General features: G+C 50.5%; 16 protein-coding genes. 11 read left to right on the plus strand and 5 right to left on the minus strand.

Annotated elements, in window-relative coordinates:
* Positions 1-33 precede the first annotated feature (33 nt).
* Both B1A75_RS04325 and B1A75_RS04330 read right to left on the minus strand, forming a co-directional pair.
* A complete protein-coding gene (locus tag B1A75_RS04325) occupies positions 34-1,074 on the minus strand; it encodes a YkvI family membrane protein (RefSeq protein ID WP_079935819.1) in 1,041 nt (346 codons plus the stop codon).
* Between the two features lie 108 nt (positions 1,075-1,182).
* The gene (locus B1A75_RS04330) at positions 1,183-1,926 is read right to left on the minus strand and encodes a FixH family protein (RefSeq protein ID WP_074042962.1); all 744 of its coding nucleotides are present in this window, start codon (positions 1,924-1,926) and stop codon (positions 1,183-1,185) included.
* Positions 1,927-2,211: 285 nt separating this feature from the next.
* Here B1A75_RS04330 and B1A75_RS04335 point away from each other — a divergent pair, with 285 nt between their 5' ends.
* From B1A75_RS04335 to B1A75_RS04370, 8 genes are all read left to right on the plus strand, one after another.
* Positions 2,212-4,350, plus strand: a complete 2,139-nt coding sequence (locus B1A75_RS04335) for an ATP-dependent Clp protease ATP-binding subunit (RefSeq protein ID WP_079935820.1) — start codon at positions 2,212-2,214, stop codon at positions 4,348-4,350.
* A gap of 219 nt (positions 4,351-4,569) precedes the next feature.
* Positions 4,570-5,082, plus strand: coding sequence for a hypothetical protein (locus tag B1A75_RS04340; RefSeq protein WP_020754942.1), 513 nt, complete (start codon positions 4,570-4,572; stop codon positions 5,080-5,082).
* 21 nt (positions 5,083-5,103) lie between these two features.
* Positions 5,104-5,703 carry a hypothetical protein gene (locus B1A75_RS04345; protein WP_079935821.1) on the plus strand — a complete coding sequence of 200 codons (600 nt, stop codon included), beginning with the start codon at positions 5,104-5,106 and terminating at the stop codon, positions 5,701-5,703.
* 186 nt (positions 5,704-5,889) lie between these two features.
* Positions 5,890-6,297 (plus strand): type VII toxin-antitoxin system MntA family adenylyltransferase antitoxin, encoded by a 408-nt coding sequence (gene mntA / locus B1A75_RS04350; protein WP_011230466.1) that lies wholly within the window; start codon positions 5,890-5,892, stop codon positions 6,295-6,297.
* Between the two features lie 187 nt (positions 6,298-6,484).
* Positions 6,485-7,540 carry an RNA-guided endonuclease TnpB family protein gene (locus tag B1A75_RS04355; RefSeq protein ID WP_079935822.1) on the plus strand — a complete coding sequence of 352 codons (1,056 nt, stop codon included), beginning with the start codon at positions 6,485-6,487 and terminating at the stop codon, positions 7,538-7,540.
* Between the two features lie 107 nt (positions 7,541-7,647).
* Positions 7,648-8,223 (plus strand): Uma2 family endonuclease, encoded by a 576-nt coding sequence (locus tag B1A75_RS04360; protein WP_079935823.1) that lies wholly within the window; start codon positions 7,648-7,650, stop codon positions 8,221-8,223.
* Positions 8,224-8,267: 44 nt separating this feature from the next.
* Entirely contained in the window at positions 8,268-9,083 is an 816-nt protein-coding gene (pdxK, locus tag B1A75_RS04365; RefSeq protein WP_074042908.1) for a pyridoxine/pyridoxal/pyridoxamine kinase, read from the plus strand.
* Positions 9,084-9,267: 184 nt separating this feature from the next.
* Positions 9,268-10,158, plus strand: coding sequence for a carbon-nitrogen hydrolase family protein (locus tag B1A75_RS04370; protein WP_079935824.1), 891 nt, complete (start codon positions 9,268-9,270; stop codon positions 10,156-10,158).
* 56 nt (positions 10,159-10,214) lie between these two features.
* Here the strand turns inward: B1A75_RS04370 and putP are convergent, their stop codons facing one another.
* A complete protein-coding gene (gene putP / locus B1A75_RS04375) occupies positions 10,215-11,672 on the minus strand; it encodes a sodium/proline symporter PutP (RefSeq protein WP_074042910.1) in 1,458 nt (485 codons plus the stop codon).
* 403 nt (positions 11,673-12,075) lie between these two features.
* Here putP and B1A75_RS04380 point away from each other — a divergent pair, with 403 nt between their 5' ends.
* The 3 genes from B1A75_RS04380 (at position 12,076) to B1A75_RS04390 (ending at position 14,336) form a co-directional block, all read left to right on the plus strand.
* Positions 12,076-12,891, plus strand: a complete 816-nt coding sequence (locus B1A75_RS04380; protein WP_074042911.1) for a basic amino acid ABC transporter substrate-binding protein — start codon at positions 12,076-12,078, stop codon at positions 12,889-12,891.
* Between the two features lie 69 nt (positions 12,892-12,960).
* A complete protein-coding gene (locus tag B1A75_RS04385; protein WP_074042912.1) occupies positions 12,961-13,617 on the plus strand; it encodes an amino acid ABC transporter permease in 657 nt (218 codons plus the stop codon).
* Positions 13,614-14,336: an amino acid ABC transporter ATP-binding protein gene (locus tag B1A75_RS04390; protein WP_074042913.1), complete on the plus strand. Its 723-nt coding sequence runs from the start codon at positions 13,614-13,616 to the stop codon at positions 14,334-14,336. The genes B1A75_RS04385 and B1A75_RS04390 overlap by 4 nt, the downstream gene beginning before the upstream one ends.
* 251 nt (positions 14,337-14,587) lie before the next feature.
* Here B1A75_RS04390 and qoxD read toward each other — a convergent pair whose 3' ends face one another.
* Together qoxD and qoxC are read right to left on the minus strand one after the other, a co-directional pair.
* Complete coding sequence (gene qoxD, locus B1A75_RS04395; protein WP_074042914.1) at positions 14,588-14,887, minus strand: cytochrome aa3 quinol oxidase subunit IV; 300 nt, start codon at positions 14,885-14,887, stop codon at positions 14,588-14,590.
* Position 14,888: 1 nt separating this feature from the next.
* On the minus strand, positions 14,889-15,503 hold the full coding sequence (gene qoxC / locus B1A75_RS04400) for a cytochrome aa3 quinol oxidase subunit III (RefSeq protein ID WP_074042915.1): 615 nt from the start codon (positions 15,501-15,503) through the stop codon (positions 14,889-14,891).
* Positions 15,504-15,506 lie beyond the last annotated feature (3 nt).

Raw genomic sequence — 15,506 nt, forward strand, 5'->3', positions numbered from 1 at the left:
ACCAAAAAAACTTTGGGGAACGAAAGGGCTCATTTACCGGCGCGGCAGCTGCCGGCGCCAAAGAAGCCACAACAGCACAAGACTCATATAACCAAACAGCGGATAGATGAATGACAGCAGCTCCCCGTAATGAAACGGGCTGACCGCCGCAAACAGCAAAACGAGCAGCACGCCCAGCCATTTCCCGCGAAACGGCACCCAAACGCGCACTTGACGTGCGAGCCCAAACATGCCGCCGATGACCGATGTAAAAATTTCTCCGTAAATGACGACGACATAAAGCCAATACAACACAGTAAAAAACGTATGAACGACTTCTGCCATTGGAATATCATAATCGTCCTTGTGTGGAAACGACAGCAGCACCATATGGTTCAACAGCAGCAAAACCGTCAGCACCATTCCACCTAACATCGCCCCGCGCCTCACCGCTCGCTCATCGGTCGCTTCACGGGCGATGGGGACAAGCACCGCTTGGGCCATCGCCAAGTTAAACGCCGTATAGGAAAACGGCGACAACATCGCCTTGAGGGAATAGTCCGCCGCGGCCATGTCCAGGCGGCACAAGTCGCCAGCCATCATCGTTTTGATAAAAGCGATGGAGCTAAACAACACCATCATCGGCGCGACAAACACGTTGACGCCAAACAGCCCTTTGCGGTCAAACAACATGACAAGAAGCGCCAAAACGAGCGTCAGCGCGATGCCCGCCTGCCGCGGCCAGCCGAGCTGCTCTTCAAACACCGCGCCCGCCCCAGCGATCATCACCGCCGTCACCCCCGCGATCATTGCCGTCATCACGAGCGTCACAAACGGACTCAACATTCTTCCGAACAAATAGCGATTCAATTCATCATATGACGCGGCTCCAATGCGGCGCGCCATCACCATCAGGCGCGCGCCGCCCCATGTGAACAAAACGCCGCTGACCGCCACCCCGATCGTCCCAGCCATTCCGTAGCGGGTAAAAAATTCAATAATTTCCCTGCCAGTCGCAAATCCCGCTCCAATCACCGTGCCGACGTAGACAGCGGCGATTTGCCAAGCCTCCGACCATTCCGTTTTCTTCTTCACTGCCTGCCCTCTCCTTCTCCTTGTCCACTGCTTTACTTCCATATATATGTCCGCAGCGGACAAGAAAGACGAATAGAAAAAAAAGGATGCCTTCCTCGGCATCCTTCATTACTGAACAGTCACTTGTTCGACTTGATGTTCGTGCAATTGATCTGCTTCCACATGCACTTTCACCGAATACGTTCCTTTGTTGGCAAACGTGGCAACGGCCTCGTATTCGCCGTTTCCTTTTTCATCCGCATCAACAAATTCATGCTTGTTGTTGGCCTGCCAAATCTCAAAGCGAACAGTGGCGTTCGTAAACGGCTTCCCGTCTTTGGTGAGATGGACGGTCAATGCCGCCGGTTTCCCGGCTTCGAACGAACGGGATGACAGCGAAATGGCGACGGCGCCATGATGGTGTTCTTCAGCACTGCCTTGGGAATTTTCGCCCGCACCGTCGGCCGTTGCCGCCTGTTCCGGGTTGCCAGCGACAATATCTTTTTTCGGCATGTTATGCATATCGCGCGCTGTCACATGGGCAACGACCGAATACGTTCCCGCTTGGGTAAACGTTTTTTCCACCGAGTAGCGGCCATCGCCGTCATGCTTTGCTTCAATCATTTCCCGCTCGCTGCTTCCATGCTTCCATACTTCAAACTTTACTTCGCTCGCATCGTCCACTTTTTCACCGCCATACGTCACGACACAGGAGAGCTTGGTCGGCTTGTTCAAATCGATGTGATCCGGAACATCCATTTTCACTTCAAGCACGGCCGGCGTCTCGGCTTGCTTGTTGTTGTTTGTGCAAGCGGCCATGATCATCATCCCAAAAAGCATAGTAGTTAATGCTAAACCAAAATGTCTTCTCATCTTCACCTTTCTCCTTTTTCCTTAAAATTCATTATAAACGTAGTTCAGCCGCCCCGTTGTCAGCACCGAAGGCAGGCCTTTTCCGCCTCTTTTTCTGTTTTTCACTTTATCATAGCTTTGCCGCACCTACATTAGTATTCACCATTTTTTCAAAAACATTTCATCGTTATCACAATTTTTTTGTAAAAAACACTTGAAAGTCAAAAAAGGTCAAAGTATAATAAAGTCAGAAGATCAAAGAAAGTCAAAGTCAAATCCAAATAACGGAAAAAGGGGGTATACCTCATGCGTTGCCAAGCATGCCAACAACGTGAAGCAACGGTGTTTGTCAACTTGCAATGGAACGGTGAAAAACAACAACTTCATCTGTGCCATGAATGCTATGAAAAACAAAAACAACAATTGTCGATTCCGATGATGAACTTCGGCTTTTCGCCGTTTTCCTTTGATGACTTCTTTACTAGCCCGTTCACAGCCGCCAACGCGGGGATGAGCTCGCCAGAAACGATGGCGAAACGCCCGCAAAGCCATAGCGGCGGATTTTTGGATCAGTTTGGCCGCAACTTGACGCAAATGGCCAAAGCGGGCTTGATCGATCCGGTCATCGGCCGCGACAAAGAAATCGCACGCGTCATGGAAATTTTAAACCGCCGCAACAAAAACAACCCGGTGTTGATTGGGGAGCCGGGCGTCGGGAAAACGGCCATCGTTGAAGGGCTTGCGCTGAAAATTGCCGAAGGGCAAGTGCCAGAAAAACTGTTAAACAAGGAAGTGTACTTGCTTGATGTCGCTTCGCTTGTTGCCAACACCGGCATCCGCGGCCAGTTTGAAGAGCGGATGAAACGGCTCATCGCCGAACTGCAAGAGCGGAAAAACATCATTTTGTTCATTGACGAAATCCATCTGCTCGTCGGCGCTGGCGCCGCTGAAGGCTCCATGGACGCTGGCAACATTTTAAAACCGGCGCTTGCCCGGGGCGAACTGCAAGTCGTCGGGGCGACGACACTCAAAGAATACCGGCAAATTGAAAAAGACGCGGCTCTTGAGCGCCGCTTCCAACCGGTCATCGTCCACGAGCCGACCGTTGAGGAAGCGATCGCCATCTTAAAAGGCATTCAGCCAAAATACGAACAATTCCATCATGTCCGCTATACGGACGAAGCGATCGAAGCATGCGTGAAATTGTCGCACCGCTACATTCAAGACCGCTTCCTCCCGGACAAGGCGATCGACTTGCTTGACGAGGCCGGCTCGAAAGCGAACTTGCGCCTCGGCCCGACCGATGAAAAGCAACTGCAAGAGCGATTGATCCAAATCGCGAAAGAAAAAGAACAAGCGGCGAAAGAGGAAAACTATGAACTGGCAGCGAAACTGCGCGCTGAAGAGCTGAAGCTTGAGAAACAACTCGAGCAAGGCGTCACCCAAGAACGCCCAACAGTCGATGTGGCGGACATCGAGCAAATCATTGCCGAGAAAACCGGTATCCCGGTCGGCAAACTGCAAGCCGATGAAAAAGAAAAAATGAAACATCTCGAAGAAAACTTGGCGAAAAAAGTAATCGGCCAAGCGGAAGCGGTGAAAAAAGTCGCCAAGGCGATCCGCCGCAGCCGCGCCGGCTTGAAAGCGAAACACCGCCCGATCGGTTCGTTCTTGTTTGTCGGCCCGACCGGCGTCGGGAAAACGGAGCTCGCCAAAACGCTCGCTGAGGAGCTGTTTGGCACAAAAGACGCCATGATTCGCCTCGATATGAGCGAATACATGGAGAAACATTCGGTCTCGAAGCTGATCGGTTCGCCGCCGGGCTATGTCGGCTTTGAAGAAGCCGGCCAGCTGACAGAAAAAGTGCGCCGCAATCCGTACAGCATCATCTTGCTCGACGAGATTGAAAAAGCGCACCCGGATGTACAGCACATCTTCCTGCAAATTTTGGAAGACGGCCGCTTAACCGACAGCCAAGGCCGCACCGTCAGCTTCAAAGACACCGTCATCATCGCGACAAGCAACGCCGGTGTGACCGACAAAAAAATCACCGTCGGCTTTGAAAAAGAGGGCAACGGACAAACAAGCGTCCTTGACTCGTTGAGCGCCTACTTCAAGCCGGAGTTCTTGAACCGCTTCGACGCCATCATCGAGTTCAAGCCGCTCGAAAAAGCGCACTTGCTCGAAATTGTCGATTTGATGCTCGCCGACGTCAAAGCGGCGATGCGCGAACAAGGCATTGAACTCGAAGTGACGGAAGCGGCGAAAGAAAAACTGGCCGAACTCGGCTACCATCCGGCCTTCGGCGCCCGCCCGCTCCGCCGCGTCATCCAAGAGCAAGTCGAAGACAACATCGCCGACTGCCTGCTTGACGCAAGCAGTCCCGTGCGCGCAATCCGCATCGACGTTGAAGGAGACGCCATTGTGGCGAAAATCGAATCATAACTTACAACAGAGGATCCGCCGAACATCAATTTTGCTTTCGGCGGATCTTTCTTTCCAATGGACCGTTTATCAAACCGATTTTTCACCTCGATTCAGTCAAGCACACTTTTAGTGAAGGGGTGAATATTTTATAAAATAATTTTTTTGGAAATATTATTGACACTTACTTTTTTTTTGCTAAAAATAGGTTATAAATTCTAAATATTAGGAGGGATTGTGATGTTCAAAAGAAAGATGATTCAAACCATTAGTCCGATTCTTTTGGCTGGATTGCTTTCTCTTACCCCATTTAATAAGACAGAAGCAGAAATCAATCCAACCTATATCCCTTATGATGGATATGAATACGTTCACAGCACAGATACAAGAGGGCTGACCATTTATTGGACTCATACCCATGTAAACAACAAATCTACTACTGACACTGTTTCCCACACAGTCAAGAGAGAAGCGTATGCAACCGCTACTGTTTCTTCGTCGTCCACATTTAACGAGATGGTCCTGGAAGTAGGAATTAGTACGGAAGTAAGTTTAGGAGCGCGGGTGGAAAAAACAACAACTGTTACTTGGACGATCCCTCCTTATTCCACCTATACCCTTCGATATGGAAGCCGTTGGGTGAAAGCGACCGGTAAAGAAAATTACTACAGCAGAGGAACTCTCATCAGCTCGAAAACCGTCAGCGGACAATGGACATATGAGGGATATTCCGACAGCATTAAACAAAACTAAACACTCATGAATGGTGATTTTATGAGCAAAAAATTTTTCCATCCCCTTTTCATCTGCTTTCTCTTGCTGGCGGCGTGCGAACGCGGACACGACCCCGCCCCTGTTGCGCCGCATCCGTTGGAGAAAGCGAAGCAGGAACATGAAAAAGCGGAGACGGAACAAAAGCCGTTATCGTTGGAACAGAAATTTCTCCCTCCGCATTTTCTAGTCAATCAATTTATTGCAAAGGCGACAAGTCGATCGATCGAGCTGACGATTCATTACACCATCTCGGAACAGCTGTACCGTTTGCTTGAACAGTATCGAGATTACTATTTCGTCATTCAATATCCAGAGGAACTCTCGCGTCTGACCCATGTTGACCGTTCCAACGCTGTCAAAGGCCCTTTGCCGGCAAACGGACAGTTATCATATACCATCACCATTTCTTCCACTTGGACAAATGATATACCAAAAGATTTGATCAATCGAATCAATCATGGAGACTTGCGGTACAATCTTCTCATTTTGGACAAAGAACGGTTCCCCGTGCATATTTTCAATGATGTTCAATGGTACCAATCGTTCGACCCAAACAAAGGATCCAGCGTCATTTCGGAAGACGGTGGTGCAAGAAAATGACGGCCGTTCGGTCAAACGTTTTCATCGACCGCACGTCCGTTTCTTGAGGTCAGACTCTTTCGCACGAATAAAGGATTTTCGCTGTAAAAAGGGGCGGTCGCCATCGCCTCTTTTTCTTTTTCCGTCTTTTCTCCAGGAACGAAAAAATTTTGCTATAATGAAGAAAAACGCAAGGGGGCATCGCGATTGCCAAACGAAATGGAGACGATCATCATTCAGACGCTCCGCCCGGCTCTTCACCCGTTCGTCATCTACCTGTTCGGTTCAGCCGCCCGTGGGACGCTGCGCCCAGACAGCGATGTCGACATCGCCTTTGTCAGCGACGGCGAACCGCATGATCCGTATGAGCTGTTTCGGCTCGCCGGGGAGTTGGCTGACAAGTTAGGGCGCGATGTCGATCTTGTCGATTTGCGCCAAGCCAGCACCGTGTTTCAAGCGCAAGTCGTCTCAAGCGCAAAGGTGATCGATTGTGGCGACGAACGGAAACGAATGGAGTTTGAAATGAAAACGTTGAAAATGTATGCAAAGCTGAATGAAGAGAGGGAGCCGGTGTTAAAACGAATTGCGGAAAGTGGGTCGGTGTATGAAAAATGATGTGATTTTGAATAAGATCAGCATCATTGAACGATGCCTAAAACGAATTGACGAGGAATATGACCACGACCCAAAAATTTACAGATTCACGAACGAGAAAGCCCACGCTCTTTAGGCGTGGGATGAAAGTGAGCCGTTTTCTTCATATGGAAATGGTATCCTGTCATTGTTGCAAGGAGGTGAATCCATGCCAACCATCACACTAAAGCTGGAATTGCACAACCCAACGAAAGTCAAACAAGACATGTACGAACGGATGACAGAAGTGAATACCGCGTTTGCGAATTGGCTGTTGAATCATCCCGAGCTGAATCAAGCGACGAGCAAACGATTTAAAGAATTTTCATCGCAGCGGTTTCCTTCTGCCGTCGTGAATCAGACGATTCGAGAAGTGAAGTCCCAAAAGAAAAACCAGAAAACAAAGAAGTTTCGAACATTMTGGTGTTGCTTYAACAATCAAAACGTGAAGGTGGAAAAGAAAGGAGMGTTCTACACGGTTTCMTTCCCCACACTGGAGAAGCGAATTGGCGTGCCGGTCGTCACGCGTTCCTATCAAGAAGCGTGGCTGAATCGGCTTATCAATGGAACCGCCAAACAAGGGGCAGCCAAGCTCTACAAAAAGAGAAAGAAATGGTACTTGGCGATCACCATCACCTTTGAAGTGGAGCCGCGACACGAAACAAAGGTGATGGGGGTTGACCTTGGGCTTCGCTATATCGCCGTTGCCAGCGTGGGAACGAAATCGTTGTTTTTCAAGGGCAGCCAATGCGCTTTCATTCGCCGACGATATGCGGCTTTGCGGCGAACGTTGGGCCAAGCGAAGAAGCTCCATATGGTTCGCAAAATCGGCCGTAAAGAGTCCCGCTGGATGAAGGATCGAAACCATAAAATCAGCCGTCAAATCGTCCGTTTTGCCCTCGCCAACGGTGTTGGCGTGATTCGGATGGAAGAGTTGACAGGGATTCGGAAACGGGCAACATCGGCCAAAGAAGCAGGACGAAGCCTTCATTCTTGGGCATTTCACCAACTGCAAACGATGATTGCCTATAAAGCGGAAATGGCGGGCATTCGGGTGGAGTGGGTGAAGCCGACCTACACGAGCCAAACGTGTAAATGTGGACATCGAGAGAAAGCGAACCGAAACGGCATCCGCTTCCGATGCCAAAAGTGCGGATACACTCTCCATGCTGACTTGAATGGCGCGATCAACATCGCCAAAGCGATTTCGGGCTTTGCCGCCTAACCTAGCGCACTGGTCACAGGTGCGCCGCCCATCGGGGTACATCCTAACCCGATGGGATGGGCTGATGACACAGCCCCGAACTTGGGCGTTGTCCGAACCAGAAATGGATGAGGACGCCAACGACCCAAGAATCCCACGGCTTTAGCCGTGTGGAGTGTCAACGCATGCGGGAAACAACCGACCGCGTTTTAGAATACATTGATGGCGTTGTGTTTATGCCCCCCTCTCCTTCGACCCAGCACCAACGCATATCGGGACGGCTGCACGTCAAACTGTTCCATTTTTTAGAAGGAAAGCCGTGTGAAGTGTTTCATGCCCCTTTTGATATCGAACTAAAGAACGAACGGATCGAAGGAAAGAAAATTGTCGTCCCTGATTTAACCGTGATCTGCGATCGAAGCGGATTAACGGACACAAAATTTGTCGGCGTCCCAACGTTGATCATCGAGATTTTGAGCCCTTCCAACCAGGCGTACGATCTCGTGTTCAAATTGAATTTGTATATGCAATACGGAGTCCATGAATACTGGATCGTGAACCCCATGCATCGTGTTGTGCAAATCTACTCGCTCAATGACAATGGACAATATGAACAAGCCGGCGTCTGGAAAAAAACCGGCACCGCATGTTCACGTGCGCTTGACGGCTTTTCCGTCGATGTAGAGCAACTGTTTCAATCTTAAGGTGAATTCATGATATTCATTGAAACAAAAGGAGAGTGGGTACGATGACAATGCCAAAAGCATTAACGATCGCCGGGTCGGACAGCAGCGGCGGCGCCGGGCTGCAGGCGGACTTAAAAACGTTCCAAGAGCTTGGCGTTTACGGAATGACGGCCATCACGACAATCGTCGCCATGGATCCGCACAACCGGTGGGCGCACCAAGTGTTCCCCGTTGACCTGGCAACGATCGAAGCCCAGCTTGAGACGATCATCGTCGGCGTCGGCGTTGACGCTTTGAAAACGGGAATGCTGCCGACGACGGACATCATTGAACTGGCCGCGCGGACGATTGAAAAGCATGGTTTGAAAAATGCGATCGTCGATCCGGTCATGGTATGCAAAGGGGCGGATGAGCCGCTCCACCCGGAAAACACGGTGTGCTACCGCGAAACGCTCGTACCAAAAGCGACGGTCGTGACGCCAAACTTGTTTGAAGCAGCGCAACTGGCCGGCCTGCCGCGCATTGAGACGATCGAGGATATGAAAGAAGCAGCCGGGCGCATTCATGAGCTCGGAGCGCAGTATGTGATCGTCAAAGGCGGGCGGAAAATTCCGCACGACTATGCGGTCGACGTCCTTTATGACGGCAAAACGTTTGAACTCCTCGAATCGGAGCGGATTGAAACGACGTATACGCACGGAGCGGGCTGCACGTTCTCGGCGGCCATCGCCGCCGAACTGGCGAAAGGCCGGCCGGTGAAAGACGCCATTGCGACGGCGAAAGCGTTCATCACCGCCGCCATTCGCCACTCATTCCCGCTCAACGAATACGTCGGGCCGACGCACCACGGCGCGTACCGCCGCTACGGAGAACAGTAGACAAGGATTCGATCTTGTCTTTGTCATGAAGGGATTGTGTGCATTCACCGGAAACATCGGCATTCGCCCGACCAGCCTCCAAAAAGGCGCCGCTGCTCGTTTTCGCCTCATACGGCTGTCCTGCTGGTGGTGGGAATGGATGCGCCAAACCGGTTTCATTATGGTAAAATGGAGACTATATGCGATGAAAGAAGCAGAAAGGAGAGTGCCGCCATTGCGCGTCTCGGCTGTCCAATATCATCTTCATACCATCCATTCGTTTGACGAGTTTGCCGCGCAAGTGACGCATTACGTGAAAACGGCGCAAGAGTTTGACGCCGAATTTGTCTTGTTCCCGGAATTTTTCACGACGCAGTTGCTTTCCATTCCACTCGATGGCGGACGGCAAGCGACGATTGATGACTTGCCGAATTATACCGAAAAATACACCGAGCTGTTTGTGTCGCTCGCCAAAGACACCGGCATGTATTTGATTGGCGGCACGCATGTCATCCGCCAAAACGGCAAGCTGTACAATGTCGCCCATTTATTCACGCCGGACGGACATATCCATCGGCAGGCGAAATTGCACATCACCCCGACGGAAGTGAACGAGTGGAACATCGCTCCGGGCGACGGTGTGCATGTTTTTGAAACGGACAAAGCGACGATCGCCATTTTGACGTGCTATGACATCGAGTTCCCGGAAATCGTTCGCTTGGCGCGCGCCAAAGGGGCAGATGTCATCTTCTGTCCGTCGTGCACGGATGACCGGCACGGGTTTTACCGCGTACGGTATTGCTGCCACGCGCGGGCCATCGAAAACGAAGTGTATGTCGTCACGACCGGCACGGTCGGGTCGCTTCCGACGGTCGACTTTATGCGCGCCAATTTCGGCCAAGCGGCCGTCATCACGCCCAATGACATCCCGTTCCCGCCCGGCGGCGTGCTCGCGGCCGGCGAGATCAACGACGACATGATCGTGACCGCCGACCTTGACTTGTCACTCCTTCGCAAAGTGCGGGAAAAAGGATCGGTCGCGACATGGCGCGACCGGCGCATCGACTTGTACCCGGATTGGAATCAAGTGAAATAGTCCTAAACGACAAAAAGGGTGCCCCTGCGCACAAGGGGACACCCTTTTGCCTATTTTTAGGACAGCAACTGCTTGAATCGATCAAATTGTTCAGCTACTTTCCCTTCTGGCTCCTTCGTCAGCAAGCTGACGATAACAATCGCTGCCAAGCTGGCGGCAAAACCGGGGATCATTTCATACAACAGCCCTTTTAAGTAGGCGGATTGCGTCCAAAGAATGACCGTCAACGCCCCGGCAACCATGCCGGCGAGCGCCCCCCATTTCGTCATCCGCCGCCAGAATAAGCTCAACAAAATGACCGGTCCGAATGACGCGCCAAAGCCCGCCCAGGCGTAGCCGACCAAGTTTAAAATCGTGTCGTTTTTCGTGTACGCCAACGCGGTCGCGACAACCGCAACAATAAGCACGGACAGGCGCCCGACAAAGACAAGCTCCTTATCCGAAGCCGAGCGGCGGAACAGCACTTTATACAAATCTTCGGTCAGCGAGCTCGAGGTGACGAGCAGCTGGGATGAAATGGTGCTCATAATTGCGGCTAAAATCGCTGCCAGCAAAAACCCGGTAATAATCGGATGGAACAAAATGTGCCCGAGCTTAATAAATACCGTTTCCGGATCATCAAGCTTCATGCCGCGCTGCGAAAAGTAAGCGATTCCAAAAAGACCCGTCAACATCGCCCCAACAACGGAGAAAATCATCCAACCCATGCCGATGCGGCGGGCGCTTTTCATTTCTTTGACCGACTTAATAGCCATAAAGCGGACGATAATATGCGGCTGGCCAAAATAGCCGAGCCCCCAGGCGAATAACGAAATGATGCCGAGAAAACTCGTTCCTTTCCATAAATTCAACAAGTTTGGATCGATGTCGCGGATCGTCTCAATCGTATCCACTGGCCCGCCTGTATGGAACAGCGTCACCACCGGCACCAGAATCAACGCAATGAACATAATCGTCCCTTGCACAAAATCCGTCCAGCTGACCGCCAAAAAGCCGCCAAACAGCGTGTAAGCGACCACAACGCCGCCGACGATCCAAAGTCCAGTATGGTAGCTGACGCCAAACGAGTTCTCAAACAACACGCCGCCCGAGACAAGGCCGGATGAGACGTAAAACGTAAAAAAGACCATGATAACGATCCCGGACACCATCCGCAACAATTTCGTCCGATCGCCGAAACGGTGTTCCAAAAACTCGGGAATCGTAATCGAATCGTTCGCCACTTCTGTATAGACGCGCAAGCGCGGCGCAACGAACAGCCAATTTGCATAAGCGCCGAGCGTCAAGCCGATGACGATCCATGCGGCGCTCACTCCATCGATATACATCGCCCCCGGCAGCCCCATTAGCAACCAGCCGCTCATGTCGGAAGCCCCGGCGCTAAGCGCGGTCACCGCCGGCCCGAGCGTCCGGCCGCCAAGCATATAATCGGACAAATTCGACGTCCGTTTATACGCCCAATAGCCGATCCACAGCATGCCAACTAAGTAGACAATGACTGAAAATAAAACCATGTCGTGCTCCCCTTTCTTTGTTGTCTTGTTACCTGCACTCTTATCATAATGGAACAAATAATATTTATACAATAGTATTTATTTTTTTCCAAATCCGATAAAATAAAAGAATTTAAAAAAAGATGTACAACACTCTCTCTTTCCGATATAATATTTAGTAAATTCAGAATCATACATAACTGCAGCTTCTTTTCATAAACATTATTTTATAAAAATTCAATTCGTTGTTATTTATCAGGATGATTCTATATAAAACCATTGATAAATACATATTTTTTGTATTAAGGAATGGATACCAAAATGTTCAAACAATTATTTTTATAAAACCTATTGCATAATCGCAAAAATATTGATAGTATGATAATCGTTCATCGACAATGATTTCAAAGGGGGATTTTATAATATGTTGAAGAAAGGGTTGATCGCAGTCGTCGTTGCTGCGTTGTTCATGGCGCTCGCCGCCTGCGGCGGCAAGTCAACGGAAACAAATTCGTCATCAGGCGGCGGTGGGGAAGCAAAGAAAAAAATCGTCGTCGGGACAGATGCGGCGTTTGCGCCGTTTGAGTATATGGAAAAAGGGAAAATCGTTGGGTTTGACGTCGATCTTCTCGATGCGGTCATGAAAGAAGCCGGCTTGGATTATGAATTGAAAAACGTCGGCTGGGATCCGCTGTTTGCCTCGCTGCAAAGCAAAGAGATCGACATGGGCATCTCCGGCATTACGATTACGGATGAACGGAAACAAACGTATGACTTCTCGGCTCCATACTTTGAAGCAACACAGGTGATCTTAGTAAAAGAGGACAGCCCGGTGAAAAACGCTCTTGACTTAAAAGGCAAAACGATCGGCGTCCAAAACGCGACAACCGGTCAAGAAGCCGCAGAAAAACTGTTTGGCAAAGGCAATCATATTAAAAAGTTCGAGACAACCGTCGTCGCCATTATGGAAATGCTGAATGGCGGGGTGGATGCTGTCATCACCGACAACGCTGTCGCCAATGAATATGTAAAAAACAACCCAAACAAAAAACTGAAAGTCATCGAAGATCCGAAAAACTTTGCTTATGAATATTACGGCATGATTTTCCCGAAAGACAGCGAACTGAAAGCGAAAGTGGATGAGGCATTAAAGAAAGTGATGGACAGCGGCAAATACGCTGAAATCTACAAAAAATGGTTTGGCAAAGAACCAAATATGGCACGCTTAAAACAACAATAAACGCACGAACTTAGAAAAATGCGTAACTGCCAGCAAGTTACGCATTTTTCGTAGAGAAAGGTGAGATCGATGGATTTTCGTTTTGATATTATTGTTGAATACGCCCCCTACTTTTTCCAAGGACTACTTGCGACGATTGGCGTGTCACTAGTCGGCATCATCTTCGGCCTCATCCTCGGCTTGTTCATCGGACTTGGCAAAATGGCAAGCCACCCCATTGTCCGCTGGCCGTTTGTCTGGTATATCAACTTTTTCCGCGGCACGCCGCTTGTCGTGCAAATTTTGCTCGTCCATTTCGGCGTCATGCCGCTTCTATTCGCTCAGCCAAATGCGATCGTTTCTTTAGCTGTTGCACTTTCGCTCAACTCCGCCGCGTATGTCGCGGAAATTTTCCGCGCCGGCATCCAGTCCATCGACAAAGGGCAAATGGAAGCAGCCCGTTCGCTTGGCATGACGCACGCCCAGGCTATGCGCTACATCATTTTGCCGCAGGCGTTAAAGCGAATGATCCCGCCGTTTGCCAACGAATTTATTGTCTTGATTAAAGACTCGTCGCTTGGGATGGTCATCGCCGCCCCGGAAATCATGTACTGGGGGAAAGCAGCGGCCGGCGAGTATTACCGCGTCTGGGAGCCGTATTTAACAGTCGCATTTGTCTATCTCGTTTTGACGCTGTCGTTAAGCAAATTGTCACATTACCTTGAAAGGAAGTATTCAACCTCATGATCGACGTGCGCCAGTTGAAAAAATCGTTTGGATCGCTCGAAGTGCTGAAAGGGATCAACGCCCACATCCGCGAAGGGGAAGTGGTCGTTGTCATCGGGCCATCCGGTTCAGGGAAATCGACGTTTTTGCGCTGCTTAAACTTGCTTGAAGATTTCGATGAAGGCGAAATTATCATTGATGGCATCAACTTAAAAGCGAAAGACACGAACTTAAACAAAGTGCGTGAAGAAGTGGGCATGGTGTTCCAACGCTTTAACTTGTTTCCGCACATGACGGTGTTGAACAATATCACGCTGGCACCGATGAAAGTGCGCAAATGGCCGCGTGAAAAAGCAGAGGCGAAGGCGATGGAGCTGCTCGCCAAAGTCGGTTTGCAAGATAAAGCGCACGCCTATCCGGATTCTCTCTCCGGCGGACAGGCGCAACGCGTTGCCATTGCCCGGGCGCTCGCCATGGAACCAAAAATCATGCTGTTTGACGAGCCGACATCAGCGCTTGACCCGGAAATGGTCGGGGAAGTGCTCTCGGTCATGAAGCAGCTGGCCAATGAAGGGATGACGATGGTTGTCGTCACCCATGAAATGGGCTTTGCCCGCGAAGTCGGCGACCGCGTCCTGTTTATGGACGGCGGTTGCATCGTCGAAGAAGGGAAGCCGGAAGACTTGTTCGACCGCCCGCAGCACGAGCGGACGAAAGCGTTTTTGTCAAAAGTATTGTAAAACGCGTCTTGCCGTGAATCGGCAAGGCGCTTTTTGTAGTTGGCGCAAGGCCGCGCTCTCATCTATGGCCATCGGCCAGCATTCGCTGATTATGGAGCAAGCAAAGGCAAACCCGGCTGGCCAAAAACAAAAAAACGCGCCAGTCAGCCTTCAAACGGGCCCAGCCAAAGCGTTGCAGTCCATCCGTTCCCAAAACACCAACGCTCCCTCATTATGAAAAAAAGCCGGCCTGCCATGAGGCCAGCTCCACTTTACAACACAAACTGCATCACCCAAATCGAACCGGCGACAACGACAATGGCGATAAAGAAGCTGTACGCCATGTTGAATGTTTGAATGCGGCCGCTGTCGCTTTCGTTGACGTGCATGAACATAAACAGCTGCAAGCTTGCTTGAATCACAGCAAACACGACTATGATGACAATGACCGCTTTGAGCGGTAGCCCGGATGAGAGCGCCACCCAAAGGGCGGCAAACGTCAAGACGAGCGAAAGAACAAAACCGATAATATGTTTCCAAGGAAATGATTCGTGATGGCCGTTCGCGCCCATGTTACATCACCATCCCTAGCAAATAGACGAGCGTGAAAATGAAAATCCAGACGACGTCTAAAAAGTGCCAATACAAGCTGACGATAAATACTTTCCGCGCTGTTTTCGGCGTAAAGCCGCGCTGGAGGAGCTGGATGATGATCAAAATCATCCAGCCAATTCCTAGACTGACGTGGGCGCCGTGCGTGCCGACGAGCACGAAAAAGCTCGATAAAAACGCGCTCGTCTGCATCGTCGCCCCTTCATGGACGTAATGGATGAACTCGCGAATTTCAAACGCGATAAACCCTGCACCAAGCAACAGCGTGACAAGCAGCCAAGCCAGCAGCCCGGCGAGCCGGCCGCGGCGCATTTCAAAAATAGCCAGCCCGCACGTAAAACTGCTTGTTAAAAGCAACAACGTCTCGATGAGAACGTCCTTGACTTCAAACAATTCGCTTGCCGTCGGCCCGGAGCCGGTCCGTTGGAACAAGACGAGATAGGTGGCAAACAAGGTCGCAAACAACGCGACTTCCGCCCCGAGGAAAATCCAAAAGCCCAATATGTTCAACCGACTCTCTTGTGTCCGATACTCCAGCGGCAGCGTTTCATCATAACGGTGTGCAACTTCTCCCATTCG

The sequence above is a fragment of the Geobacillus sp. LEMMY01 genome (genome assembly GCF_002042905.1).
Classification (GTDB): Bacteria; Bacillota; Bacilli; order Bacillales; family Anoxybacillaceae; genus Geobacillus; species Geobacillus proteiniphilus.